The organism is Dermacoccus abyssi, from assembly GCF_003515945.1.
Lineage (GTDB): Bacteria > Actinomycetota > Actinomycetes > Actinomycetales > Dermatophilaceae > Dermacoccus > Dermacoccus abyssi.
Map to the genome: position 1 here is coordinate 25,475 of NZ_QWLM01000020.1, position 23,267 is coordinate 48,741.

The following is a 23,267-nucleotide window of genomic DNA, read 5'->3' on the forward strand; positions in this document are numbered from 1 at the left end:
GGTCACTCCCCCAGATCGTCGCGGGTGAGGTCGGAGGGCGGCTGCGTCGCGTCGACGTCTTCGTCGTCGGCCTGCGGCAGCGTGCCCTCCGCGATGTCGAAGGCATCCGTGTCGACGAGCGGCGGCCACACCTGCGGGTTGAGTTCGCCGGCCTCGCGGCGCTCGGCGAGGTAGTCGCTGAACTCGGCCTCGGCCGCCTCGTGCGGTTTGCAGCACCAGGCGTGGTTCTCCGGGTCGTTCGCGTACGAGCCCGGCCCGCACGCCTCGGCGTTGCGACGTGCCGGGCGGGGTGCGCTCGAGGTGTCGAGGTTGGGCATCGGCACGGCGACCTCGCGGCGGTAGGAGAAGTTGCCGAACTTCTCGTAATCGCCGAGAACGATGTCGTCACCGACCGTGAGTTCGCGCGGTTCCTTGCCCTTGGTTGGATTCGCCGGTTCGAAGCCGAAGAGCCGATAACCCACGGGCGCGGCCTCGTCGGGAAGCGCAGCCCGTTCGACGTCGTCGAGGTCGAGAAGGGCGCCGATCGGGATGCGTCCCCACTTCGTCGGGCTCTTCGCGTTGGGGATGCCCTCGGCGATCGTCGGCTCGTCGTTGATGTGCAGGGCGACGACGTTCTGCCCGGCCGTGAAGCGCCGCGAACCGACGGCGAGCACGAGCGGGTTGTCGCCGACGACGCGGGCGAGCGCCACGTGCCTGACGCCGGCGTTGAGTGCGGCGTCGCGCGCTTCCTGCGGGTCGCCGAGCATGGCGAGCCCGTGGACGAACTCGGCGTCGCCGGACAGGATCTCGACCTGGCTGTTGCGCCACCACCGCGAGGTGCGGCCGAAGCGGACGAGGTCGCTTGCGTGCAGGTGGAGTCGACGGCGCCAGACCTCCTGCGCTGCGCCCTCGTGCGCCCGGTGAGCCACTCGCGTCGGAGCGTCGGGCAGATCGGCCAGAACGCTGCGGGCGTCGTCGAACAGGCTGGATTTGTAGTCGAGCTCGTCACGGACCAGGTCGGGGAAAGGCGGCCCCTCGGGGGGTTTCACGTGAAACGAACCCTCGACGGCTTCCTGCTCATGGCGCTTGCGCCGCATCGAGATGTGCGAGAACAGTTCGTCGGAGCGATCGCGGCTCAGGCGCGCGCCGGGGGTCTCGTGGCGGTCGGCGATCTCATCAGACAGCGCCCGGTGATCGATCGGGGTCTCGCGCGTGGCCCACGCGAGCAGATAGTCGAGACGGCCGGCGTCACCCAGCGGGCCGCCGGGAATGACGTGCCGCGCCACGACGTCACGCAGGACGACAGTGGTGCTGCGCCCGACGAGAGCGCGAGAGCGGTCGTCTTCGAGGAGGAAGCTGACGGCGAGGCGCTGCTCGTCGGTGAGCGGAGCCGGCACGGTGGCGGGGTTGCCGTCGAAGGTGAGGGGCTCGCGTCCGGCCTCGAGGTCGCGCGCCCAGCGCAAGCGGCTCGTCTCGATACCGGCGAGGGAGTCGGCGATCGAGACGAGGAGGTCGGCGGTGGCGCGGTCGGGCACGACAAGGTGAACGGGGCTCGGGTCGGGCTCACCGTCCTTGTCGAGCGGCGCGGTCGCGAGGAGCTCCTTCATCGCCGCGGCGAGCTGCTCGCCGAGGAGCGACATCACGGAGAGTCGGGTGTCGGGTGCCTGCGGTTCGGCGGTGGCGAAGCACGCGAGTTCGCTCAAGGTGCCGTCGGTGAGCACCCGGCGAACGGCCATGCCGTAGACGCCGAGGGCGCTGCTCTCGGCCTTCGCGACGACGACCTCGATCGTGCCCGCCTCGCCCACGGGGTCGATACGGCCGTGCGGCGTGAACTGCGGCGCTCCCTCGAGGGTCGCGCGGACGGCGGCCGTCAGGGTTGTCGACGTGCGTTCGGGCGCGACGCCGTCGGTGACGAGGGCTGCGAGCGCCGGACGGTCGTCGGTGGGCGCCCCGATCTCGACGAGGACGTCGGTGGCGTCGCTCGACGTGCGCAACTGGTGACGGCAGTAGCGGAACATCGAGCAGGTCTGGCAAGAGGTGGGGTCGAACTCCTTCTCGCGGAGGTCGACCCACGCCTGCAGTTCGCTCTCGGGCACGTGGTCGCCGCCCGTTTCGGCGTGCACCTCCTGGCGCAGCGCTTCGCGCTCGGCGGCGCGGGCGCGCACCTCGGCGCGGTGGTCGTCGAGGCGTTCCATGACGGCGGTGGGCTGGAGGAAGCTGTTGCGGGGCACGGCGAGCGCGCCGTAGGTGTGCACGCGCATGTCGGCGGGCCGCTTGCTCCAGGCTTCCGCGGACTCGGCGCCGAGGGCGACCTGGAGGAAGCCCTTGAGCATGCGGCCGTCGTCGATGCGGCTGCGCACGCGCCCGTAGTCCTTCGCATCACCCATGACGAGCCAGCTGCCGATGGCTTCGTCGGCGACGGCGGTCATCGTCTCGTCGTTCGCGTCAGCTGCCTGGAGGGCTTCGTCGAGTTCGTCGGGGCCTGCGGCCCCCGGACCGAGTGGGTCGTCGGCGAATCGCGGTGTGACGATGGCGAAGTCGGGCTTGACGGGCGTAGCGCCGGTTTCGCCCTCGAGGCCCACGAAGGGCACGGCGAGCGACGTGATGAGGGTGCAGTGGCCGTGCTCGACCGCGGCCTCGTGCGCCTGCGCGAGGGCCTGCGCCGTGGCACCGACGGAGACGCGCGCGTCGAGGCGCGTGACGGCGTCGGGGCGGCGCAGGCGCAGGTCGCCGACAGCGGTGGTGAGCAGCGGAGAGACGAAGCGTTCGTCCTTGACGAGGCGTTCGAAGGTCATGGCGCGCATCCAGCGCGCCTCGGGGATGCCGCCGTCAGCGTCCGCGTGGCCGAGGCGTTCGGCCAGTTCACGACGCGCGAGGCCGGTCACCATCGGGTCGGTGTGGCGGAAGCGCTCGCACCCCGCGTGTGCCGAAGCGGCGACGGCCGACGAGCCCCCGCCCGTGCTCAGTGATCCCATTCGCTCCCCTTCACGCGCAGTCGCTCGCCATTGTGGCCGATGTCACCGACAGCCGCCGGGACTCTGTAGACGTTCGGCGTCATATACGACGCGGAACGTCTACAGAATCGACGCGGAGGGGGTGTTACCCAGACCACGTGGGGGCGTTCGCAATAATCGCCGTCGCGCTTCGCACCCCGACGAAAGATGAGGCCTGATGTCGACGTCCCCCTCCGCCCGTGGCACCTTCCGCGAGGACGACGGCAGCCCCGTCGCCTTCGCCTACGCCCTCAAGGTCTGGACGCGCATCGGTTACGCCCTCCTCCTCGACACCGCCACCCGCTACAACGCGGTGACGACCTACAAGGAACTCACGACGCGGGTGCAGGACGAATCCGGCCTCCGCACGACGACGCCGAGCGCCACCCTCGCAGGCAAGATCCTCGAGTTGTGTGCCGTCCAGGCTGCGCAGCAGGGTGAGCCGCCGCTGACGTCGTTGTGTCTCAAGACCGACGGAACCGTCGGAGCCGCCTACTGGCGCATCCCGACGGCGGAAGACGTCGAGCTGCCCGCCGTGACAGCCGATTCGGACGTCGAGGCGCACGCCGCCGAGCACCGCCTCCTGTGCTACCGCAAGCACGCCACGGACCTGCCCGCCGACGGCGGTACCGCCACCCTGCCGGAGCACCTTGTCGCCCGCCGCGAGCGCACCGAGCGTCGCGCCGAGAAGGCACGCATCGCCGAGCGCGCGGACGCACCCAAGCCCGTGTGTCCCACGTGCTTCACTCAGCTACCCGCGAACGGCGTCTGCTGGCAGTGCGACTGACGCCCTGAGCCGACCGTTGGGCAGGGTTTCCTGCGGTTGGGCAGTCTCCGACTCGACCCAACCGCAGGAAAGTCTGCCCAACGATCCTTTGTGAAGGATCGTTTCTCCATGGAACCTCTCCGTCGTGCCCCGCGTCACAGAACCATCAGCAGGCACGACCAAGGAGAGAGCCATGAAGGTCACCCGCTCCGCCGTCACCGCCCTCGCGGCCACGGCCCTCACCCTCACCCTCGGCGCCTGCCAGCAGGAGCAGACCGCCGGAGGTTCGCCCAGCGTCACGGCGTCGTCGAGCGCTTCGTCCTCGTCAGCCTCGGGCGGCGGCTCGAGCACCACGTCCTCGGGCACGCCCACCCGAACCGCAACGTCGAGCGCGTCGGCCACGCGGTCGACGCCCGCAGCAACGACGCCGAGCACCACGAGCACCCCCGACTCCGAGGCGCAGTGCTCCACCTCCACCGCCTCCCAGGCCGCACGCGACGCTGCCAAGCGAGTGCCCCCGTACGACCCGGGGTTCGGCGACGGCACCCGCTGGAAGTACACGGCCGACTCCTCCATCAACGGGTGGGACCGCTGCGCCGGCCTTTCCTGGGTCGCTCTGCCCATCGAGCGCGGCACCGGCAGCTCCCCGTGGCAGATCGCCCTGTTCCGCCACGGCGAGTACCTCGGCACCGCGACCGCCAAGGGCTATGGCTTCTGGCCGACGATCACCCGCGTCAGCGACGACAAGATCAAGGTCGTCTACCACTGGCCCAAGGAGGGCGAGGGCACCGCGAACGCGAGCGGCACCACCGTCGCCTACTTCGCGTGGGACGACGTCGACCACACCGTCCGTATGACCGGCAGCACCCCGCCCGAGAACTGATCGAGCACCGGGCAGACTTCGCTGCGGTTGGGTAGTCGCCGACACGGCCCAACCGCAGCGAACTCTGCCCAACGAACGAACCCGTCACTGCGGCAGGCGCAGGACGCCCCTGTGGGACACTGGCGGGCATGGCCGCAGCCACGCGAGGACGTCGCAAATTTCTGCGCCACCCCAGCCAGGTCGTGGCCCTCGCGTTCGCCGCCGCCATCCTCGTCGGGGCGGTGCTGCTCTCGCTACCCATCGCGACGCACGACCCGGGGCGCGCCCCCTTCGTCACGTCGCTGTTCACCGCGACGAGCGCCATCTGCGTCACCGGCCTGTCGACGGTGGACACCCCGAACTACTGGACCCCGTTCGGCCAGGTCGTCATCCTCGTGCTCGTCCAGATCGGCGGCTTCGGCGTCATGACGCTGGCGTCGCTGCTCGGCCTCGTTCTCGCGCGCAAGGTGGGGCTGCGCACGCGCGTCACGACGGCGCAGGAGACGAAGAGTCAGGCGATCGGCGATCTGCGCAGCCTGCTGCTCGGTGTCCTGCGCGTCACCGTCGTCATCGAGTCGGTGACGGCGATCGCGCTCGTTCTTCGATGGTGGCTCGGCTACGGCGAAAGTTTCGGGCGCGCCGCGTACCTCGGTGTCTTCCATGCCGTTTCGGCGTTCAACAACGCCGGTTTTGCGCTCTTCAGCGACAGCCTCATGTCGTACGCCACCGACCCGCTCATCGTCGGTCCCATCTCCATCGCCGTGACGCTCGGCGGCATCGGCTTCCCCGTCATCATGGAGCTGCTGCGCCAGCACAAGCCCCACCGCTGGAGCCTCCACACCAAGATCACGCTGCTCATGACGAGCGTTCTGTTCGTCGGCGGTGCCATCCTGCTCACGGCGCTCGAGTGGAACAACCCTCAGACGCTCGGCACCCACCACGGCTTCGACAAGCTGCTCGTCGGCCTCTTCCACTCCGTCGCGCCGCGCAGCAGCGGCTTCAACACGTGGGACAACGGCGCCATCGAGGACGGCACCCTCATCGCCACGATCGCGCTCATGTTCATCGGTGGCGGCTCGGCCGGCACCGCCGGTGGCATCAAGGTAACGACCTTCTTCCTCCTGCTCATCGCGATCATCGCCGAGGTGCGCGGTGAGGAGGACGCAACGGCGTTCGACCGCCGCATCGACTCGCGCGCCATGCGTCAGGCCCTCACCGTCGCGCTCATCGGTATCGCCGCGATCATCTCCGGCACGATCGCGCTGACGCAGATGACACACCTGCCGCTGCGTGATGCAATGTTCGAAACGACGTCGGCGTACGCCACCGTGGGCCTGTCCACCGGGGTGACGCCGGAACTGCCACCGTCGGCTCAGATCCTCGTCTCGGGCCTCATGTTCTTCGGCCGACTCGGGCCGATCACCCTCGTCTCCGCCCTCGCCATCCGCGAGAGTTCCCGCCGCTACAAGCTTCCGGAAGGCAGGCCCATCATTGGCTAGGAAGAACCTCTCCGACGGCGTCGTGGTCATCGGCCTCGGCCGTTTCGGCAAGTCGCTCGCCCTCGAACTCGAGCGCGAGGGCATCGAGGTGCTCGGCATCGACGCCTCAGACAAGCTCGTGCAGCAGCTCGCCAACCGCCTGACGCATGTCGTGCAAGCCGACTCCACCGACGACAAGGCCCTGCGTCAGCTTTCGGTTCACGAGTTCAGCCGCGCCGTCATCGCAATCGGCACCGACCTCGAATCGAGCGTCCTCACCGCCTCGATCCTGCTCGAAATGGGCATCTCGAACGTGTGGGCGAAGGCCGTCAGCCAGTCGCACGCGCGCATCCTGAGGCAGCTCGGCGTCCACCACGTCGTGCGCCCGGAACACGACATGGGCCAGCGCGTCGCGCACCTGGTGCGCGGGCGGATGCTCGACTACATCGAGTTCGACGACGGCTACGCGCTCATCAAGACGCAGCCGCCCGCTGCGGTTCTCGGCAAGCCCCTCGGCGAGACGCGCGTGCGTTCGTACTACAACGTCACCGTCGTCGGCGTGAAGCGTGCGGGCCAAAGCTTCACCTACGCAACGCCGGAGACCGTTCTCGAGGAGGGCGACATCGTCATCGTCTCGGGCGAACGTGACGCCGTGGAGAACTTCAGCGACGAAACCTGACGTGGCACAGTGGAATTGCACTGAATCCCACGCGATCTCGAGGAGTGTCGATGGCTGAGAAGAAGGAAGACCCGGGCCCGTCGGTCAAGGACGACGAGATGTACGAGGCCCTGCGTCGAGAGGGCAACAGCAAGGAGAAGTCGGCACGCATCGCCAACGCGGCCGCCAGCTCCTCGCGCAGTGAGGTCGGCGAGAAGGGCGGCGAAGCGGGCAGCTACGACGACTGGAGCGTTGACGAGTTGCACAAGCGGGCCGCCGAACTCGACATCGAGGGCCGCAGCTCGATGACGAAAGACGAACTCATCGAAGCTCTGCGCTCGCACTGAGCGGGCTGATCGGCCCTGATCAACTCACAGGGAACCGACGGCCTGTGAACCACGTCTCAGCTGTGAAGGGGCAATCGCGCCCTGCTGCACCTGGGAGGGAACACCATGCGCACCACCGCAGTCGCCGCTCTGACGCTCACCGCCGCGCTCGCCCTCGGGGCATGCCAGGACGAGGTCACCTCTGCGTCACCGTCGAGCACGGCGTCGTCCAGCGCGAGCAACACCACGGAGGGCCCGTCCTCCGCGTCGAACCCTCCCCCCACGACGCGTGCTTGGAGCAAGACGCCGACGTCCGGCGCAACGGCTGCGAACGCTTCGGGTCGTGAGGCGATCACGTCCTTCGACTTCAAGAACGCCACGTGGACGACGGCGGACGGTTCGCGCGTCACGATGAAGAACGGCCGGGCACGCACGGCAGGAAGCGACGGCTCGACGCGCACCTACAGCGTGTCACCGCACTACCAGCTCTGGACGCACACTCCGCTGTTCTACGACCTCGACGACGACGGCTACGAAGACGCGATCGTCGTGCTCGAGGAGGCGGAGGGCAACGGCTACAGCGACACCCCCATCGTCTGGCTGGGTGGGCCGAGCGGACCGCGTCAGCTCACGACATCCGCCCTGCCGAGCGCTCAGCGATGCGGCACCTACATCAAGAGCATCAAGGTCGTCGACGAAGGAACGATCGTCGTCGAAGGCGCCGAGCGCAGCGAGAACCAGGTGTGCGCAGAGCTGCCGAACAAGCCGTTCACGCGCGCCTTCTCGGTGAAGGGCAACCGGGTGGTCGAGCAGATCGTCGAGTGACGATCAGCGCGGCTGCACGGCTCCCGGGTAACGCCAGTTGAAGACGACTGCCTCGTCGTCGTCGAGGCACGAACCCGGCGCAGCGCCCTGGCCGACCATCTCATCGGGATTGTGCGAGCACGTGTAGCTGCCGACCTTCGAGGATGCGCCCTTGGCCCCCTCGGCTGTCGCTTCGTAGGTGGCCAAGGCCTTCTTCGCGTCGGCGCACGTGATGCCGCGACGGTCGTAGATGCGGCTTCCCCCGGCGTAGCAGTCGCCGGCGCGGGGGCCGGACAGCTGCTCGGCCGGATACGACGTCGACGGCGCCTCGCTCTTGAGGTCGATGCCGCCGTCACCGATGGGCTCGTCGCCGCCGGGCGACGACTTCTGCGACGATTCCGACGGCTTGGGCGACGACGTTGCACTCACGGCTGACGAGGTTGAACTGCTCGTCTCGGACTGCGACGACTCGTCTCCCCCCGAGCATCCTGCGAGCATGACGACTCCGGTGAGGAGCATCGGCACGGTACGTGCCCACGACATCTGGTCTCCTGACGGTCGGTGGTGGCATCTCATCGTGTCACGCAGGGGCGCACGGGCGTTTCACGTGAAACTCTCGTGTCGGATGACCACGAGAAGGATCCGACGAGCGAGGAGGCAGCATGCCGGAGGGCGACACCATCGTCTGGACCGCTCGACGCCTCGACGCTTCCCTGAGTGGAAAGGTCCTCACGCGCACCGACTTTCGTGTGCCGAGCCTCGCGACAACGGATCTGGCGGGGCGGGAGTCGCTTCCCGTTGCGACGTACGGCAAGCACCTGTTTCACCGCTTGTCCGGCGGCGTGACGATCCATTCGCATCTCAAGATGGAGGGCCGGTGGTCGACGCTCGTCGCACCCCATGCCGCTCCTCCGCGCGAGACGAAGCGTCTCGAGACCCAGGTGCGGCGGGCCGAGCGCGGCCACACGACGCGGGCGTTGCTCTACGTCTCCGACGCACTCGCGGTGGGCTCGAAACTCGGCCTGCTCGACGTCATCCCGACGAGCGAGGAGCAGGCGATCACCGGCCGTCTCGGGCCCGACATCCTGGCCGAGAGCTGGCTGGAGTCCGGGTTGGACGCCGCCCTCGACAACCTGAGAGGCCAGCCCCAGCGCCTCCTCGGTGAGGCGTTGCTCGACCAGCGCAACCTTGCCGGGCTGGGTACCTTCTGGATCAGCGAGATGCTCTTCGTCCACGGCGTGCTGCCCTGGCTCACAGTCGCCGAGGTGCCCGAGGAGACGCTGCGCGCGGTGCTCGACGACGCCCGCCGGCTCATGCTCGCGAGCGCCACCACGGGCGTCCAGAGTTCGACGGGTCGCGCCGGTGATGGCGAAACGAAACGTGTCCACGCCCGCTCAGGGCTGCCGTGCGTGCGCTGCACGGACACGGTGCGCGTCGCGATGATCGGTGAAGCCGGCCGTGAACGAACACTGTTCAGCTGCCCGACGTGTCAGGGCGGCTACGCACCGAACGACGATCGCCGTCCGCAACGCCCCCTCGTCGAGCGTCCCGCCGGTGGTCGCCGGAGGGTGTGAGTACCACCCTCTTGGGTCTGCCTGCTGTTCATCCGCGGTGCGTACCGTCGAGGGTGAACTGGCGCGCGTCGGCTCGCGGGGCCGCCCCGCACGCATCGACGCGCCTCGCACCGCATCTCTCGAGGAGTGAACGATGGCCGATCAGTACACCTTCACCAACCCCGTCACGCAGTACACGAACGAGAACTTCAGCGACCGTCAGCAGGGCTGGCCCGGCCTCGACACGAAGATGACGCCGAAGGCCGACCACGGTGAGGACACCTATCGCGGCAGCGGCCGCCTGGAGGGCCGCAAGGCGCTCATCACGGGCGGCGACTCCGGCATCGGTCGCGCCGTTGCCATTGCGTACGCGCGCGAGGGCGTCGACGTGGCGATCAACTACCACCCCGAGGAGCAGAAGGACGCCGAGAGCGTCTGCAAGCTCATCGAGGACGCCGGCCGCAAGGCCGTCCTGCTGCCGTGCGACCTCATGGACGAGGACGCCACGCGCCGCATGGTGAACGACGCCGTCGAGAAGCTCGGCGGCCTCGACATCCTCGTCAACAACGGGTCGCGTCAGCAGTACTGCGACGACATCGCCGACCTCACGAGCGCCGACTTCGACGCCACGTTCAAGACGAACGTGTACGCGATGTTCTGGATCACCCAGGAAGCCCTGCCGCACATGCCGGCCGGTTCGACGATCATCAACACGAGCTCGATCCAGGCCTACAAGCCGAGCGATCACCTGCTCGACTACGCGACGACGAAGGCCGCGATCAACACGTTCAGCAAGGGTCTCGCACAGCAGCTCGCGCCGAAGGGCATCCGCGTCAACGTCGTGGCGCCCGGCCCGTTCTGGACGCCGCTGCAGGTCTCGGGCGGCCAGCCGAAGGAGGCGCTGCCGGAGTTCGGGCAGAGCACGCCGATGGGTCGTTCGGGGCAGCCGGCCGAGGTGGCGGGCGCCTACGTCTACCTGGCGTCGGCCGAATCGGGCTACGTGACGGGCGAAACGCTCAACATCAACGGGGGCATGGTCAGCCCCTGATCCGCGTGGTCGGCGAGAACCGTTCGCCGAGATGATTCCCCGTGGGCGCTGTTGGTAGCGCCGACGGGGAATCGTTGTATCGGGAGCTTCGCTGCACGCTCAGGAGCGGGAAACAGGCGTGTCGAAGGCGCCGTCCGCGGATTCCTCCGGTTCGTCGTCCTTCGTGAACGCGGTCGCGAGCAGCCACGCGGACGAGAGGAGGCACACCCAGGCGAGACCCCAGCAGATCATGCCGCCGACGCCGGTGGTCAGCGCCTCGGGAAGGAGGCGATTCCGGGCACCGAACCACACGAGGGGTGGCACGAGAAGAAGGACGGCGAGGACGCCGTGCAGCACGCGCTTCGTCACGATAGCCCCTCTCGACATCTTCTCTGTCATCAAACCCTCGCACTCTCGGAGAGCGCAGACGGCGAATTCGACCGTCGGATCCACGGGATTCCGGGGTTGTCGGCTCCCTCTCCTACTCTGGTTTCAACGCCGCACGACGACGGCGTCGCAGGCCGTGCGGCCTGCTCCCCAGCAGTGAGAAGAGCCCGTCATGTCCGCGCCGAGCGCCCCCACGCCGTCCCTGCGGCGCGGTTTCGCCGTCGTGGACGTCGAGACGAGCGGCCTCGACCCGACGAAGCACCGCGTCATCGAGGTGGCTGTCACGCAACTCAGCCCTGCGGGCGTCGTCGAGAGCGAGTGGAGCACCCTCGTCCGGGCGCGAGGCGGCACCGGGCCGGTGCACATCCACGGCCTCACCGATCACGACCTGCGTGACGCGCCCACCTTCGCGGAGGTGGCCGGCACGCTGCGCGGACTGCTCGAGGGGCGCATCCTCGTCGCGCACAACGCGGTGTTCGACTGGACGTTCCTCGCCCACGAGGCCGCGCGTGCCCACACGTCACTGCCGGTCGAGGAACGCCTGTGCACCGTGACGCTCGCGCGTCAGCTCGGCATCCCGAGCCGCAATCTGCGCCTCGGCACGCTCGCCGAACACTGGGGCATTCCCGTGACGCAGGCCCACCGCGCGGCCGACGACGTCCACGTCCTCGTCGACGTGCTGCGCCAGTGCCTCGACGAGGCCGGTCGTCAGCGTTCACCGCTGCCGCTCGAACAGTGCCTGCCAGCCGCTCGATGGTGGCGCCTCGCGGGTGTTGCCCACCGGTGGAAACGTCGCGTCCGGCGTGCCAAGCGCGCCACCACCCGCGCCCTTCGCCGCCGCTGAGCACCGCGCGAAATCTCCGGCCTCCCGGGCGGGTGTTCATTTATCGCTCTGACTAGAATTAGGGCATGCCGGATTCCTCGCGGGAAGTCGCGTACGTCGCCGCGGACATGGTCGTCCTCACCCTTCGTCAGGGTGTGCTGCACGTCGTGCTCGTCCGGCGGGCCGCCACAACCGAGCACGGCAAGTGGGCTCTGCCCGGTGGCTTCATGAAGCGCGGCGAATCCGCCGAGGAAACGGCCTACCGGGAGCTCCGCGAAGAGGTCGGCATCAAGCGCAGCGAGGTCGTCCTCGAGCAGCTCAAGACGTACTCGCTCCCGAGTCGCGACCCCCGCCCGCACCGCGTCATCAGCGTCGCGTGGGTGGTACTCGGCGCTCACCTGCCCGAGGTGCACGCCGCAACGGACGCCCTCGAGGCGCAGTGGGTTCCGGTCGAGGAGGCGCTCGAGATGCCGCTTGCCTTCGATCACGCCGAGATCCTCGCCGACGGCATCGAACGCGCTCGCTCCAAGCTCGAATACACCCGCCTCGCAACGGCATTCCTCGACGGCGAGTTCACGATGTCGGAGCTGCGCGGCGTCTACGAAGCCGTCTGGGGCGGCACCCTCGAGCCCGCCAACTTCCACCGCAAGGTGTTGAGCGTCGACGGTTTCGTCGAGGGCACCGGCGAGAGCCGCAGTGGGCGCGGACGTCCGGCGAAGCTCTACCGCGCCGGCAGCGCCCGCACCATCTACCCGCCGCTCACCCGCGCGTCGGTGCGTGGGGATCGCTGAGCGCAGCCGTCAGAATCGGCGTCACTCCTGCGCGTCGACCCCGCCGGACTCGGCACTGCGGCGCGCGATGACGACGACGTCCGCGTGGTGATGCGCGCCGCGGCCCTCCGTCACGTGGCGCTCGGCCGTGTAACGCTCGACCTCCCAGCCGTGCGGCAATGCAGCGACGATGTCGTCGGGCGCGACATAGTCGTCCGGATCGAAGCCGCGTTCGAGAGCGGCCTCGCGGTCGATCCCGTCATGCGCGACGACGAGGAGCACGCCTCCGGGTGCCACGAGCGCGGGAAGCGAGAGCTCGCTCGCCTTTTCTTCGGTCTTACGAAGAGCGGGGTAGAAAGCGCTCACAAGGTTGAAGAGACCCGGTGCGAGGCCCGCTTCGAGCAAGCCGGAGTGAACCCACTCGATGTTGCCAGCGACCTTCTCTCCCCTGGCTTCCGCCGCGTGACGCCCACGAGCGAGAGCGCCCTCGGCGACGTCGAGCGCCGTCACGCGCCAGCCGCGCTCGGCGAGCCACACGGCGTCGCCGCCCTCGCCGCAGCCCACGTCGAGCGCGCGCCCGACGGGAAGATCGGCAAGCTTGCCCTCCATCGCGGCGACGAGCGCAACGTTCGCGTTGCCGCTCCAGACCTGCTCCTCGCCGTAGATCTCGTCCCAGTTCTGGTCGTCGGCGCCGTGAGTGTGCGTGGTGTTCATAGCTCCATCCTCACTCAATCGCCGTCTCTGACCACATCTGCAGTCACCCCTAGAAACCCCTAGCGGAGGCGAGCGTGTGGCCGAGCACAGCTGACGCAGTTCGCTGCGCCTGGCGCAGTTCGAGCTGACTCAAACTGCGTCAGCCACGCCGAACTGCGCCAACCGTCAACAGTCCGGGCGGCCCGAACGATTCGGCAGGCAACAGCCCACCCCATAGGCTGACACCAATGAAATCGCCGATTCTCGACTACCTCAACGAGCTGCTCGACACCTGCGCCCCGGATGCGTCGGCCAAGAATGCCGACTACATCCCGGAGCTCGCGCGCGTCAGCCCGGACACCTTCGCCATCGCGTTCGCGACGATCGACGGCAAGATCTACGCCGCCGGCGACGACAGGTTCGAGTTCACGATCCAATCGATCAGCAAGCCGTTCATCTACGCCATGGCGATCGAGCAGCGGGGCCTCGACGAGGTCATGGAACGCATCGGCGTGGAGCCCTCCGGTGAAGCGTTCAACGAGCTCTCGCTCGAGGCGGGCAGCAAGCGTCCGCTCAACCCGATGATCAACGCGGGCGCCATCACGGCCCACTCCCTCATCGGCGAGCCCGACGACTCGAAGGAGACCCGGGTCGCGCGCGTCCTCAAGGGGCTTTCGGCGTTTGCCGGCCACGACCTACGCATCGACACCGAGGTCGCGGAGTCCGAGTGGAGCGCCGCTCACCGCAACATGGCCATCGGTCACATGCTGCGCAGCTACGACATCCTGCCCGAGGACCCGGACGTCATCGTGCGCGGTTACGTCGAGCAGTGCGCCGTCGTCGTGACGACGCGCGACCTGGCCATCATGGCGACGACGCTCGCAGGCGGCGGCCTTCACCCGGTGACGGGCGAACAGGTCGTCAGCCAGCGCACGGCACGCCACGTCCTGTCGGTGATGCTCTCGTGCGGCATGTACGACGCGGCGGGCGACTGGCTCACCGCGGTCGGCATCCCGGCGAAGAGCGGTGTCGGTGGCGGCATTATCGGTGCGCTTCCGGGGCAGGTCGGGCTCGCCACGTTCTCGCCGCCGCTCGATCCGCACGGCACGTCCGCGCGCGGCGTGGACGTGTTCGAGCGCCTCAGCGAGGACATGGCCATGCACCTCATGGACGTCCCGCCGCCTGCGCGATCGGTCGTGCGCCGCTCGGAGGTCGTCGAACTCCTCGACGGCGTCGAAGCACACGTCTACGACCTGCAGGGCGACATCCGCTTCGCGGGTGCCGAGCGCGTCGTCCGTCTCGTCGTCGACGAGCCGCCGGAGCCGGAGATCGTCGTGTTCGACCTCGTCGACGTTCACGCGCTCGACGAGCCGGCGATCCGCATGCTCTGGGAGTCGGTGCGTCGCCTGGATTCCGAGCGCCACGACGTGTGGTTCGCCGGTTTCGACGACGCCGAGCTGACGCGCGGGCGCCTCGACACCGAGGGCTACGACGTGGGCCGCGGCGTCCACGTCGGCATGGCGGAGGACCTCGACGACGTCGCCGCGCAGATTCGGCAGAGCACGTCCGGCGGAGAGGTTTCACGTGGAACACATCACCCCTGAAGCGACGCTCGAGCCCGAGATCGATGCCCTGCGCCCGACGGCGCGGCGCCGGTACTGGGTGCGTCAGGTGCTCAACGCCGCAATGCTGCCCGCCTTCGCCGCGCTCCTGCTGTTCAGTCAGACCTTCGATCTCACGTTCTTCCTCGTCGCCTGTGCCATCGCTGGTCTGAACTTCGTCATCGCGATGCGTCAGCGCAAGCCCGTTCTCGCCGGCCACCGTGACGCCTTGGTGCCGCTCGTGCTCGGTCTCGACGGCGGGCGCCGCCGCATCGTCCGGCGAGCTGTGCGCACCGCGAAACCGAGCGCCGACCCGGTGTTGCAGTACGTCGAACTCCTCGAGGCGCGGCGGTTGTCCTTGCAGTACCGCACGAGCGTCTGGTCGTTGGGCATCGCCCTGCTGGCGCTCGGCGTCCTGGTCGCCGTCCACCTCGCCGACGGCGACAGTGCCACCGTCGCCCTCCTGGCCGCCCTCTCGGTCTGCGCTGTCGTCGCAGGAGCGTGGAGCATGATCGCCGCCCGGGGCGCGATGCGCTACCTCGAACGGCTGGGCTACGACCCGCGGACGATGACGCACCGCGACGACGGCGACACCTCCATCTGACGACGGCGTTCAGCGCGCCGCCGCGCGCCGGCCCATGAAGTCGCGGCGCGCGTCGGCGTCGTGCTTCTCGAGCGGGTAGCGCAGGGCGGTGCGCGGCATCGTTGCGGCGTGACGTTCGAGAAACGCATCGAGCGCGGCGCGATCCCGCTGGCCCGCTTCGCGCAGCATCCAACCGACGGCCGTGTGCATAAGGTCGTGCCGGTCGTCGATGAGCGTCTCAGCCAACCGGAAGGCTTGGGGCATTTCGCCCGCCCGTATCATGGCGAGCGTCGAGACCATCGCGAAACGCCTGCGCCACAGCAGGGGCGACGCCGTGAGGTCGTCGAGCACCGCGTCCTGCTCCCCCTGCGACCTGTCGAGCAGCCACGGCCCAGGGGTGTACGGCGCGACGGTGTCGACAAGATCCCAGTTATCGAGGTACTCCCACCCGGGTCAGCACCAGCGCGATGATCTTGTCACGTGTTTCTACGGGAGTCTTGGCACTCTTGTAGACATCCACCGCGAGGATCGCTCCGCGCAGCCGCGCTTCGTGGATCTCGGGCTGGAGCAGAGCGTCGATGTCGTCGAGCTGAACGCTGCGGCCGTCACGCGCGAGCGTCCGGCACATGCACGCCGACGAACACGTCCCCCTCGGCGTAACCCCCAGGAAACGCCTGGAGGTAGCGCGCATTCGCCTGTGAGTCGGCGTCGTTGCCGAGTGTGCGCAGCCAATCGACGAGCTCGTCCGCCAGTGCCGTCATCGTCATGGCGGGAGCATCTCAGGCGGCGGGAGCAGAACTGCGTCGATGGGAGCGTTACCGCGCGCCCATCGCGGGGGTTTTGCTGCCATCGGCGGGGATGCTCCCACCGGCAGCGCCCGAGCGCTCGTAGCGCATGTCCGTCGTGACGGGCGGGTTTTTCATCTCGCGGGCTTCGGCCAGGTAGTCCTGGCGCATCGTCCACGGCGGCGTCTTCGCCTTGCGCGGCATGAGGGCGGCGCCGCGCTGCAGGTAGCCGGATTCCATCTCGAGCAGAGGTGCTCGCTCGAGGCCGGGGGGCGCCGTGGGCGTCGCGATGTCCGATCCGGTGGTGCGCATGTGCTCGACAACGCGCGCGATGAAGCGGTTGGACAGATCGCTGCGCAGCCCCCACGACGCGTTGATGTAGCCCACGCACATGCCGACGTTCGGCACACCTTCGAGCATGCAGCCGCGGTAGGCGAGGCGTTCGGAGAGGTCGACCTTGTCGCCGTCGACGAACACCTCGGCGCCGCCGAGCATCTCGAGGGAGAGACCGGTGGCCGTCACGATGATGTCGGCGTCGATGAACGTGCCCGACGTGGTGCGGATGCCACCGGCCTCGACGCGCTCGATGGTGTCGGTGACGACGTGGGCGCCGTCCTTCTTGAGCACCTTGAACAGGTCGGAGTCGGGCACGACGCACAACCGCTGATCCCACGGGTTGTAGGGCGCGGTGAAGTTCTCCATGTGGCTCATGCCGGCGCTCATGCGCACGCCGGCGCGCAGTGCTCGGGTGGTGAGTTTCGGGGCGCGACGGGCGAACTGGTAGGAGCCCCACTGAAGGAAGACGTTCTTGTTGCGCAGGATCGCGTGACGACGCTCGTCGCTCACTCGTCCGCGCAGGAGGCGGTTGAGAGGGTCGCGGCCGGGCTGGCCGAGCACGAAGCTCGGGGTGCGTTGCAGCATCGTCACGTCGGCGCCGGCGTCTGCGAGCGCCGGCACGAGGGTGATGGCGGTGGCACCCGAGCCGATGACGGTGATGCGCTTGTCCGTGACGTCGAGGTCGGCCGGCCAGAACTGGGGGTGGATGACCGTGCCACCGAAGTCGTCGATACCGGGGATGTCGGCCTTGTACGGCTCGTTGTAGGAGTAGTAGCCGCTGCAGGCGTAGACGAAGCGGGTACGCACCTCCTGCTCGCCGTCGGGGGTGCGGACGGTGAGCGTCCACAGGGCGTCCTCGCTCGACCAGTCGCCGCGCACGACCTCGTGCTCGTAGCGGATGTGCTCGTCGATGCCGTACTTCGTGGCGGTGTGCTTGATGTAGTCGAGGATGTCGCCGCCCGCGGCGATGGCGCGCTCGTGCTGCCACGGATCGAAGGGGTAGGCGAGCGTGTACATGTCGGAGTCGGAGCGAATACCGGGGTAGCGGAACAGATCCCAGGTCCCGCCGAGCGAGGGGCGGCGTTCGAGGATCGCGTACTTAAGGTCGGGCATGCGCTCGGTGAGGCGGTAACCCGCGCCGATTCCGGAGAGGCCGGCGCCGATGACGACGACGTCGAGCACCTCGGGGGTGGTTTCGTTGGTCATGGCTTTCCTTCCGTCCGACGTGACCCACGCCACGCTAGCGACCGGTTCGGACTCGTCGGTGGAGTTTGAGCGAACTCACGGACGTTCGTCCTGAACCGGTGCACGACGCGAAATATCCGACGTCGATGGCTCGTTCCGGCCAATGACGGCAGAACATCAGCGCGCAAGGTGAAGGAGCACTCAGTGGACGTCGACCTTCTGGTCATCGGTTGGGGCAAGGCGGGCAAGACGCTCGCCGGGCGGTACGCGGCGACGGGGCACTCGGTGGCGCTCGTGGAGCGCTCCCCCAAGATGTACGGCGGCACCTGCATCAACATCGCGTGTGTTCCGACGAAGGACCTCGTCGTCTCGGCCGAGCAGCGCCGCGAGAGCGACGACCCGGCCGAGTACTTCGCGCAGTCCGTCGCTGGCCGTGACGCTCTGATCAGCAAGCTCAACGCGGCCAATCACAAGATGCTCGAGAAGCCGAACGTGACGCTCATCGACGGCACGGCGCGTTTCGTCGGGCCGCACGAGGTGAGCATCGACACCGCCGACGGCGAGGTCAACGTAACAGCGTCGAAGATCATCGTCGGCACGGGTGCCACGCCGGCACGCCTGCCCATCCCGGGGGCTGACGGCGAGCGCATCTACGACTCGACGACCATCCAGCACGTCGAGCCCTTCCCGAAGCGTCTCGTCGTCATCGGCGGAGGCTTCGTGGGTCTGGAGTTCGCGAACATGTTCGCCCACTTCGGCTCGGAGGTGACGGTTCTCGACGGGGGCGACACGTTCCTGCCCGCCGTCGACCGTGACGTCGCCGAGGCCGTCCTCGACGCGCTCAAGGCCGGGGGCATCCGCGTCGAGTCGGGCGTGAAGGTGGAGGAGTTCTCCGAGACCGCTGACGCCGTCGTCGCGCGTTCGAGCGCCGGTGAGTTCGAGGCTGACGCCGTGCTCGTCGCGGCGGGCCGCGCGCCTGCGACGAAGGAACTCGGCCTCGACGCGGTCGGCATCACGACGAACGAGCGCGGCTTCATCGAGGTCGACGACCAGCTCCAGACGTCCGTCGAGGGTGTCTACGCGGTGGGTGACGTCAACGGCGGCCCGCAGTTCACGTACATCTCGCTCGACGACAACCGCATCGTGTGGGACGCCATCGTCGGTGACGGCAAGCGTCGTCGCAGCGACCGCGTCGCGGTGCCGAACTCGACGTTCATCACGCCCCCGCTGTCGATGGTGGGCATGAACGAGAAGCAGGTCCGCGAGAGCGGCCGCAAGGTACTCGTGGCGTCGAAGCCGGTGGAGAAGATCGCGGCGATGCCCCGCCCGAAGATCGTCGGCGACACGCGTGGCCTGTTCAAGATCTTCGTCGACGACGACACCGAGGAGATCCTCGGCGCGACGGTGTTCAGCATCGACTCGCAGGAGCTCATCAACTTCGTGTCGCTCGCGATGCGCCTGGGCGCGAAGGTCTCGGACCTGCGCGACGGCATCTGGACGCACCCCTCGAGCACCGAGGGCTTCAACGAGGTGCTCGGCGAGCTGGAGCCGCTCGACTGACGCTCTCCCCCGACGACGGGGGCGCGGTCTCGCGAAGCGGGAACGCCGCGCTGCCGCACCGGGGGTGCACCTGGTCAGCGGCCGCTCGGGGCGGGGCCTTGAAGGTGCGACTGAGGTGCTCCCCTTGGCCGTGGTAGCGCCGAAAGGTGTAGTACAACGGCTTCCATTCCCGAATGTCGACGTGGTTCGTTCCCGGCACTTCGAGTGCGCGGTGCACATGCACCGCACGGACGCGAACGTCGTAGGCGGCGAACGTTTCGTCGAGCGGCAGGGCCCGTTCGAGAGATGCCTCGTTCTGCACCGGGCACGCGGCCACGCGGGGCGGCGCGACCCTCGTCGAGGGCTCGGGGGTGAAGCCCGCGAGGTGCCACTTGTCGAGTTCACTCCGGTAGCGCTGTCGCTTCTGCTCCGGCACGGGCGCGGCCCCTGTCGTCGGCGCCAGCCGTTCGACGCGCTCCACAAGCGAGGTGTCGGCGAAGTTGATGACACACTCTTCGGTTCGAGTGAGGTTCGCCGCCCCGTGGTTGCCGTTAGCGATGCCCAGAACGTAATGGTCGCCAAGCGACCACGTCGACGAGATAGGCGTGATGTTGCTCGTGCCATCGACGTTCATCGTCGTGACGAGGGCGACTGCTGAACCGAAGTAGTGCACCGGCGGTGTCACGGTGACGGTCGTGTGCTCTGACATGTGTCCAGCCTGAGCCACTGATCGTTCGGCGCACTCCGAACAATGGTTGACGTTCAATCGCGCTGTGCAACCTTCCACACGGCCTCTGATCGAGCGCCTCGCTGCGGCGCTGTTTCATCAGGCGCGTGCGCAGATGGCGCTGGCACTCATGGACGGACGCTATTGGACAGTCAACGAGCTAGCGCAGGTGGTCGGGCTCGCCAGAAGTTCAGCGAGCGAGCACGTCGACCGACTCCACGCGGCCGGTCTCATTCGCGAACGTCGCCAAGGCCGCCACCGCTATGTCAAGCTCAATGGCCCGGAGACGGCCGAGCTGATCGAACACATGGGTGCTCTGGCCGGCGAGCACGCCCCGGCACCTGCGCGCCCAGCGTCAGGACAACCTCCTCCAGACGGGCCGAACGTGTTATCGACACTTCGCGGGTGAACTGGGTCAGCAAGTCCTGCACGCATGGCGATCCGCCGGGTTCGTGACGAGAGACTGGCAGTTGACCTCCACCGGCCGAGAGTGGGCGTGGGCGAATGGTCTCGGCCTCGAAGGCAGGCGCGCCTTGGTGCGTCCGTGCGTGGACTGGACCGAGCGAGTGGATCACGCGGCGGGCATCTTCCCTGACGAGTTCGCCGGTTCGGCGTTCGAGTCCGCTCTCGTCACGCGGGGCAGCCACGAGCGCTCGGCCGTCCTCACGGACGCAGGTGGCTCGCAGAGAGGCGCTGAACGCACGGAACGAAGCAAATCCGGCACCGGCCGCACCGTGGACGATTCGTGCCCGTACTGTGGCCATGCCCTCGCGGCAGCTACGAGCCGACTACGCGGTCGGCTGGTGGAATCGTACGACGAGGTGTGCCACCGTCACGCGGCCGGCCCGCGACGGTGCGCGCCGGCGCAATCTCGCGATCACGTCGGCGCACACCCTTGTGTCGCAGACGTCAGTGGTGACCGCCCCCGTGGCCGGCGTGGAAGGCCAGCAACGGCTTCGGCAGCACGACGAACGGCCGCATCATGGTGTGGTCCTCGTGATCGAGGATGTGGCAGTGATACATGAAACTACCCGTTGCACCGGCCAACTCGCCGAGAATGCTCACCCACTCCCCCGGCTTGACGACCCACGTGTCCTTGCGGCCGGCCGTGATGGCATCGATCGGACGGCCAGCTGACGGCACGGGCAAGGGTGTCGGAGTCGCACCCAGCGTCATGTCGAAACCGGGGACGTTGCCGTTCGTCAGGGGCCACTGCCGACGCGTCAGCATCTGGAAGTCGGTCATGTGGATGTGCATGGGGTGTTCGGGGCCACCCAGGTGCACGATGTTCCACACCGCCCAGTCGCCTTCGCCGAAACGTAGCGTCACCGTGTCGTCGAACAGCTTGGCCACGGGGCGTAGCGTCGTGACACCGCCGTCCTGCGTGGCAATGCGGATGACGTCGGGCGTGTCTGCGGGCACGTCGCCCTCGACTTCCTTCAACTCCCACATCTCCGGGTGAGCAGCTCCACGCACCCGCGGGGGGACGACTCCTATCCAGGCATGCTCGTGGTGGTCGACGAGGCGGCCCCCGTCGACCTCGAGCACACCGTCCGATCGGTGTGTCCAGCGTGCGTAGCGTGCATCAAGCACACGCGGTAGTCGGAACGGGTCACGTACCTGGCGGCGGTCGACGACGAACTGCATCGCGGACGCTTCGCTCTGGCCGGGCCGAGCGTTAAGGACGGTGTTGTTCTCGTTCCGTAGTTCAACCGTGCGCCCTCGTAGCGCCCCGAAGTCGACGAGGACGTCGGCACGCTCACCGGGGCCCATCTCCAGCACGCCGTCGGCCGGAGGGGAGGGCTTACCGAGGAACCCGCCGTCGGTCCCGATGACGACGAGTGCGTCAGCGATGCGGGTGGCAGTGAACGCGGGGTCGTTCGAGGGCAGCGGAGCTTGGCCGTGGCCGTCCGTCGTGTCGTGAAGCGCAAAGCGCATGACGCGTGAGTTCGAGGCGTTGAGCAGCCTCAATCGGTGCCAGCGCGCGTCGACGTTCTTCGTCGGCCAAATGGTGCCGTTGACCATGGTGAAGGGGCCGGTCACCGGGATTTCGCCCGCGATGCCGTTCTGTACGGTGCCGGCCTGCTTGTAGAGGATGCGACCGGTGAAGCGGCCCTTCTCGTCCGTTTCGAGATTGCGGTCGGCGACGGCGAGAACGAGTTCCTCATCGCCGCGCGGCAGGTCGAGCGCGTCCTCGACCTCGTCGCGAATGAGGTAGAAGCCCGCCAGTCCGGCGTGGACGTTGAACCGGGTGACGGCCATCGCGTGGTCGTGGTACCAGAGCGTGCGTGCGGATTGAGCGTTCGGATAGGCGCACCGTGTGACGTTTCCGGGCAGCGCGACGTTGTGCGCCCACCCGTCGTTGTGGCCGTCGGTCAGCGCACCGTGCATGTGCACGACGGTCGCGGCCGTAATGTCCTGGGTGTTCGCCAACGGCGGGTACGCGTCGTCACCGCCACCGCGTGCGTTCGAGCGGCCGCCCGGCTGCAGGGCCCGGACGAAGTCCGTCACTCCCGCGTTCGGCGGCACCCGGACGACGTCGAACGGCAGGTGGAGCGGGCCGCGGCGGTCGGCGAGGCCGTTCTCCCAGTCGATGCGAACCTCGCGTCCGGAGCGCACCTCGATCGTCGGTGCGGGCATGCAGCCCTCGTATGTCCACACGCGGGTGCGTGGCAGTCCGGCGTGCAACCGGACGACGGCCTCCTCTGCGCGGATGCGGATCGGCTGCTCGCCGAAGCGCCGCCAGGCGCGGATGATCGGCGGCTGGGTCAGTCGGTCGACGAATTTTCGCAGCCCGAGGCCGGAATCGACACCGGGCAGTGCGGCGCCGTGCGGCTCGCCCCGGTCTCGCTCGCTGGACCGACGCTCCTCACCGTGCCCGGGGACATCGATGACATCGATCGGCGGCGCACTGCCGGTGTGCGCAAGGTTCTCGTACTGTTGCGATCCGACAGGTGGCGTGTCGTTCTCCGTGGTGCTCATGGTCGTCCCTCCCTTATGCGAGCCGACGTTGGCAGCTCGACCACTCTGTGACGCACGACACGCGTGGCGGGTTCCCGACTTCCGGTCGCGACCGAACCTCATCGACCTGGCGTTTTTCGGACCCCTGTCTGGGGCAGGGGTGCCATCGCCAACTCCAGGTCACTGGCTGGGAGCTCACCGATACCGGACGTGCATGCCTCGGACCAACGCGTGCGAGCGTCGCCCAGGGGACATCCCTCCATACTCACCCCTGTCCGCACGGTCTGACGCGCCCCCTCACAACCCTTTTCTACGATCACGGGCGGTTACCAGGCTCTTCACAGATGAGGGTGTAGTCGGTTGAGCGCGTCGGTGGCCGGGTAGGGGTCGAGGTCTCCCGGATGATGGAAGTTCTTCACGCTCGCCATCCC

At 68.3% G+C, this 23,267-nt stretch carries 24 protein-coding genes; 14 read left to right on the forward strand and 10 right to left on the reverse strand.

Features of this window, described 5'->3' with window-relative positions; translation table 11 throughout:
- Positions 1–2: 2 nt before the first annotated feature.
- Complete coding sequence (locus tag D1832_RS13425; protein WP_118914748.1) at positions 3–2,954, reverse strand: hypothetical protein; 2,952 nt, start codon at positions 2,952–2,954, stop codon at positions 3–5.
- Positions 2,955–3,150: 196 nt separating this feature from the next.
- Between D1832_RS13425 and D1832_RS13430 the strand changes: the two genes are divergently transcribed.
- From D1832_RS13430 to D1832_RS13455, 6 genes are all read left to right on the forward strand, one after another.
- Positions 3,151–3,759 carry a hypothetical protein gene (locus D1832_RS13430; protein WP_118914750.1) on the forward strand — a complete coding sequence of 203 codons (609 nt, stop codon included), beginning with the start codon at positions 3,151–3,153 and terminating at the stop codon, positions 3,757–3,759.
- Positions 3,760–3,931: 172 nt separating this feature from the next.
- A complete protein-coding gene (locus D1832_RS15415) occupies positions 3,932–4,621 on the forward strand; it encodes an LppP/LprE family lipoprotein (RefSeq protein ID WP_182434797.1) in 690 nt (229 codons plus the stop codon).
- 128 nt (positions 4,622–4,749) lie between these two features.
- Entirely contained in the window at positions 4,750–6,099 is a 1,350-nt protein-coding gene (locus tag D1832_RS13440) for a TrkH family potassium uptake protein (protein WP_118914752.1), read from the forward strand.
- The gene (locus D1832_RS13445; protein ID WP_118914754.1) at positions 6,092–6,757 is read left to right on the forward strand and encodes a potassium channel family protein; all 666 of its coding nucleotides are present in this window, start codon (positions 6,092–6,094) and stop codon (positions 6,755–6,757) included. Before D1832_RS13440 ends, D1832_RS13445 begins: the two co-directional genes overlap by 8 nt.
- Positions 6,758–6,807: 50 nt before the next feature.
- Positions 6,808–7,083: a DUF7218 family protein gene (locus tag D1832_RS13450; protein WP_118914793.1), complete on the forward strand. Its 276-nt coding sequence runs from the start codon at positions 6,808–6,810 to the stop codon at positions 7,081–7,083.
- A 105-nt stretch (positions 7,084–7,188) separates the two neighbouring features.
- On the forward strand, positions 7,189–7,887 hold the full coding sequence (locus D1832_RS13455) for a hypothetical protein (protein WP_118914756.1): 699 nt from the start codon (positions 7,189–7,191) through the stop codon (positions 7,885–7,887).
- A 3-nt stretch (positions 7,888–7,890) separates the two neighbouring features.
- On the opposite strand, the gene D1832_RS13460 is transcribed toward D1832_RS13455, so the two are convergent.
- Positions 7,891–8,409, reverse strand: a complete 519-nt coding sequence (locus D1832_RS13460; RefSeq protein WP_118914758.1) for a hypothetical protein — start codon at positions 8,407–8,409, stop codon at positions 7,891–7,893.
- Between the two features lie 119 nt (positions 8,410–8,528).
- Here D1832_RS13460 and D1832_RS13465 point away from each other — a divergent pair, with 119 nt between their 5' ends.
- Positions 8,529–9,440 carry a DNA-formamidopyrimidine glycosylase family protein gene (locus D1832_RS13465; RefSeq protein WP_118914759.1) on the forward strand — a complete coding sequence of 304 codons (912 nt, stop codon included), beginning with the start codon at positions 8,529–8,531 and terminating at the stop codon, positions 9,438–9,440.
- A gap of 133 nt (positions 9,441–9,573) precedes the next feature.
- Positions 9,574–10,467, forward strand: coding sequence for a glucose 1-dehydrogenase (locus D1832_RS13470; RefSeq protein WP_118914761.1), 894 nt, complete (start codon positions 9,574–9,576; stop codon positions 10,465–10,467).
- Between the two features lie 99 nt (positions 10,468–10,566).
- Here D1832_RS13470 and D1832_RS13475 read toward each other — a convergent pair whose 3' ends face one another.
- Complete coding sequence (locus D1832_RS13475) at positions 10,567–10,815, reverse strand: hypothetical protein (RefSeq protein ID WP_118914763.1); 249 nt, start codon at positions 10,813–10,815, stop codon at positions 10,567–10,569.
- Between the two features lie 190 nt (positions 10,816–11,005).
- Between D1832_RS13475 and D1832_RS13480 the strand changes: the two genes are divergently transcribed.
- Both D1832_RS13480 and D1832_RS13485 read left to right on the forward strand, forming a co-directional pair.
- Positions 11,006–11,677: an exonuclease domain-containing protein gene (locus D1832_RS13480; RefSeq protein ID WP_118914765.1), complete on the forward strand. Its 672-nt coding sequence runs from the start codon at positions 11,006–11,008 to the stop codon at positions 11,675–11,677.
- A gap of 65 nt (positions 11,678–11,742) precedes the next feature.
- Positions 11,743–12,447 carry an NUDIX hydrolase gene (locus D1832_RS13485; RefSeq protein ID WP_118914766.1) on the forward strand — a complete coding sequence of 235 codons (705 nt, stop codon included), beginning with the start codon at positions 11,743–11,745 and terminating at the stop codon, positions 12,445–12,447.
- A gap of 21 nt (positions 12,448–12,468) precedes the next feature.
- Here the strand turns inward: D1832_RS13485 and D1832_RS13490 are convergent, their stop codons facing one another.
- Positions 12,469–13,140, reverse strand: a complete 672-nt coding sequence (locus tag D1832_RS13490; protein WP_118914768.1) for a class I SAM-dependent methyltransferase — start codon at positions 13,138–13,140, stop codon at positions 12,469–12,471.
- Positions 13,141–13,367: 227 nt separating this feature from the next.
- Here D1832_RS13490 and D1832_RS13495 point away from each other — a divergent pair, with 227 nt between their 5' ends.
- Together D1832_RS13495 and D1832_RS13500 are read left to right on the forward strand one after the other, a co-directional pair.
- Positions 13,368–14,723, forward strand: coding sequence for a glutaminase (locus D1832_RS13495; RefSeq protein ID WP_118914770.1), 1,356 nt, complete (start codon positions 13,368–13,370; stop codon positions 14,721–14,723).
- Complete coding sequence (locus D1832_RS13500; RefSeq protein ID WP_118914771.1) at positions 14,704–15,324, forward strand: hypothetical protein; 621 nt, start codon at positions 14,704–14,706, stop codon at positions 15,322–15,324. The genes D1832_RS13495 and D1832_RS13500 overlap by 20 nt, the downstream gene beginning before the upstream one ends.
- Before the next feature lie 9 nt (positions 15,325–15,333).
- Here the strand turns inward: D1832_RS13500 and D1832_RS13505 are convergent, their stop codons facing one another.
- Genes D1832_RS13505 through D1832_RS13515 form a run of 4 tightly spaced genes read right to left on the reverse strand, consistent with a single transcriptional unit; the run spans position 15,334 to position 17,630 of the window.
- The gene (locus tag D1832_RS13505; protein WP_241511019.1) at positions 15,334–15,687 is read right to left on the reverse strand and encodes a DNA alkylation repair protein; all 354 of its coding nucleotides are present in this window, start codon (positions 15,685–15,687) and stop codon (positions 15,334–15,336) included.
- Positions 15,688–15,733: 46 nt separating this feature from the next.
- Complete coding sequence (locus D1832_RS13510; protein ID WP_118914775.1) at positions 15,734–15,931, reverse strand: hypothetical protein; 198 nt, start codon at positions 15,929–15,931, stop codon at positions 15,734–15,736.
- Positions 15,909–16,070, reverse strand: a complete 162-nt coding sequence (locus D1832_RS15420) for a hypothetical protein (protein WP_182434798.1) — start codon at positions 16,068–16,070, stop codon at positions 15,909–15,911. The genes D1832_RS13510 and D1832_RS15420 overlap by 23 nt, the downstream gene beginning before the upstream one ends.
- A 48-nt stretch (positions 16,071–16,118) precedes the next feature.
- Entirely contained in the window at positions 16,119–17,630 is a 1,512-nt protein-coding gene (locus D1832_RS13515; protein WP_118914776.1) for a flavin-containing monooxygenase, read from the reverse strand.
- 183 nt (positions 17,631–17,813) lie between these two features.
- Here D1832_RS13515 and D1832_RS13520 point away from each other — a divergent pair, with 183 nt between their 5' ends.
- Positions 17,814–19,169, forward strand: a complete 1,356-nt coding sequence (locus D1832_RS13520; RefSeq protein ID WP_118914778.1) for a dihydrolipoyl dehydrogenase family protein — start codon at positions 17,814–17,816, stop codon at positions 19,167–19,169.
- Here D1832_RS13520 and D1832_RS13525 read toward each other — a convergent pair.
- Positions 19,132–19,857 carry a flavin reductase family protein gene (locus D1832_RS13525; protein WP_118914779.1) on the reverse strand — a complete coding sequence of 242 codons (726 nt, stop codon included), beginning with the start codon at positions 19,855–19,857 and terminating at the stop codon, positions 19,132–19,134. The genes D1832_RS13520 and D1832_RS13525 overlap by 38 nt on opposite strands.
- A 148-nt stretch (positions 19,858–20,005) precedes the next feature.
- On the opposite strand from D1832_RS13525, the gene D1832_RS13530 reads away from it, so the two are divergent.
- Positions 20,006–20,284 carry a helix-turn-helix domain-containing protein gene (locus D1832_RS13530; RefSeq protein WP_241511020.1) on the forward strand — a complete coding sequence of 93 codons (279 nt, stop codon included), beginning with the start codon at positions 20,006–20,008 and terminating at the stop codon, positions 20,282–20,284.
- A gap of 500 nt (positions 20,285–20,784) precedes the next feature.
- On the opposite strand, the gene D1832_RS13535 is transcribed toward D1832_RS13530, so the two are convergent.
- Entirely contained in the window at positions 20,785–22,857 is a 2,073-nt protein-coding gene (locus D1832_RS13535) for a multicopper oxidase family protein (protein ID WP_118914783.1), read from the reverse strand.
- Positions 22,858–23,267: the final 410 nt, after the last annotated feature.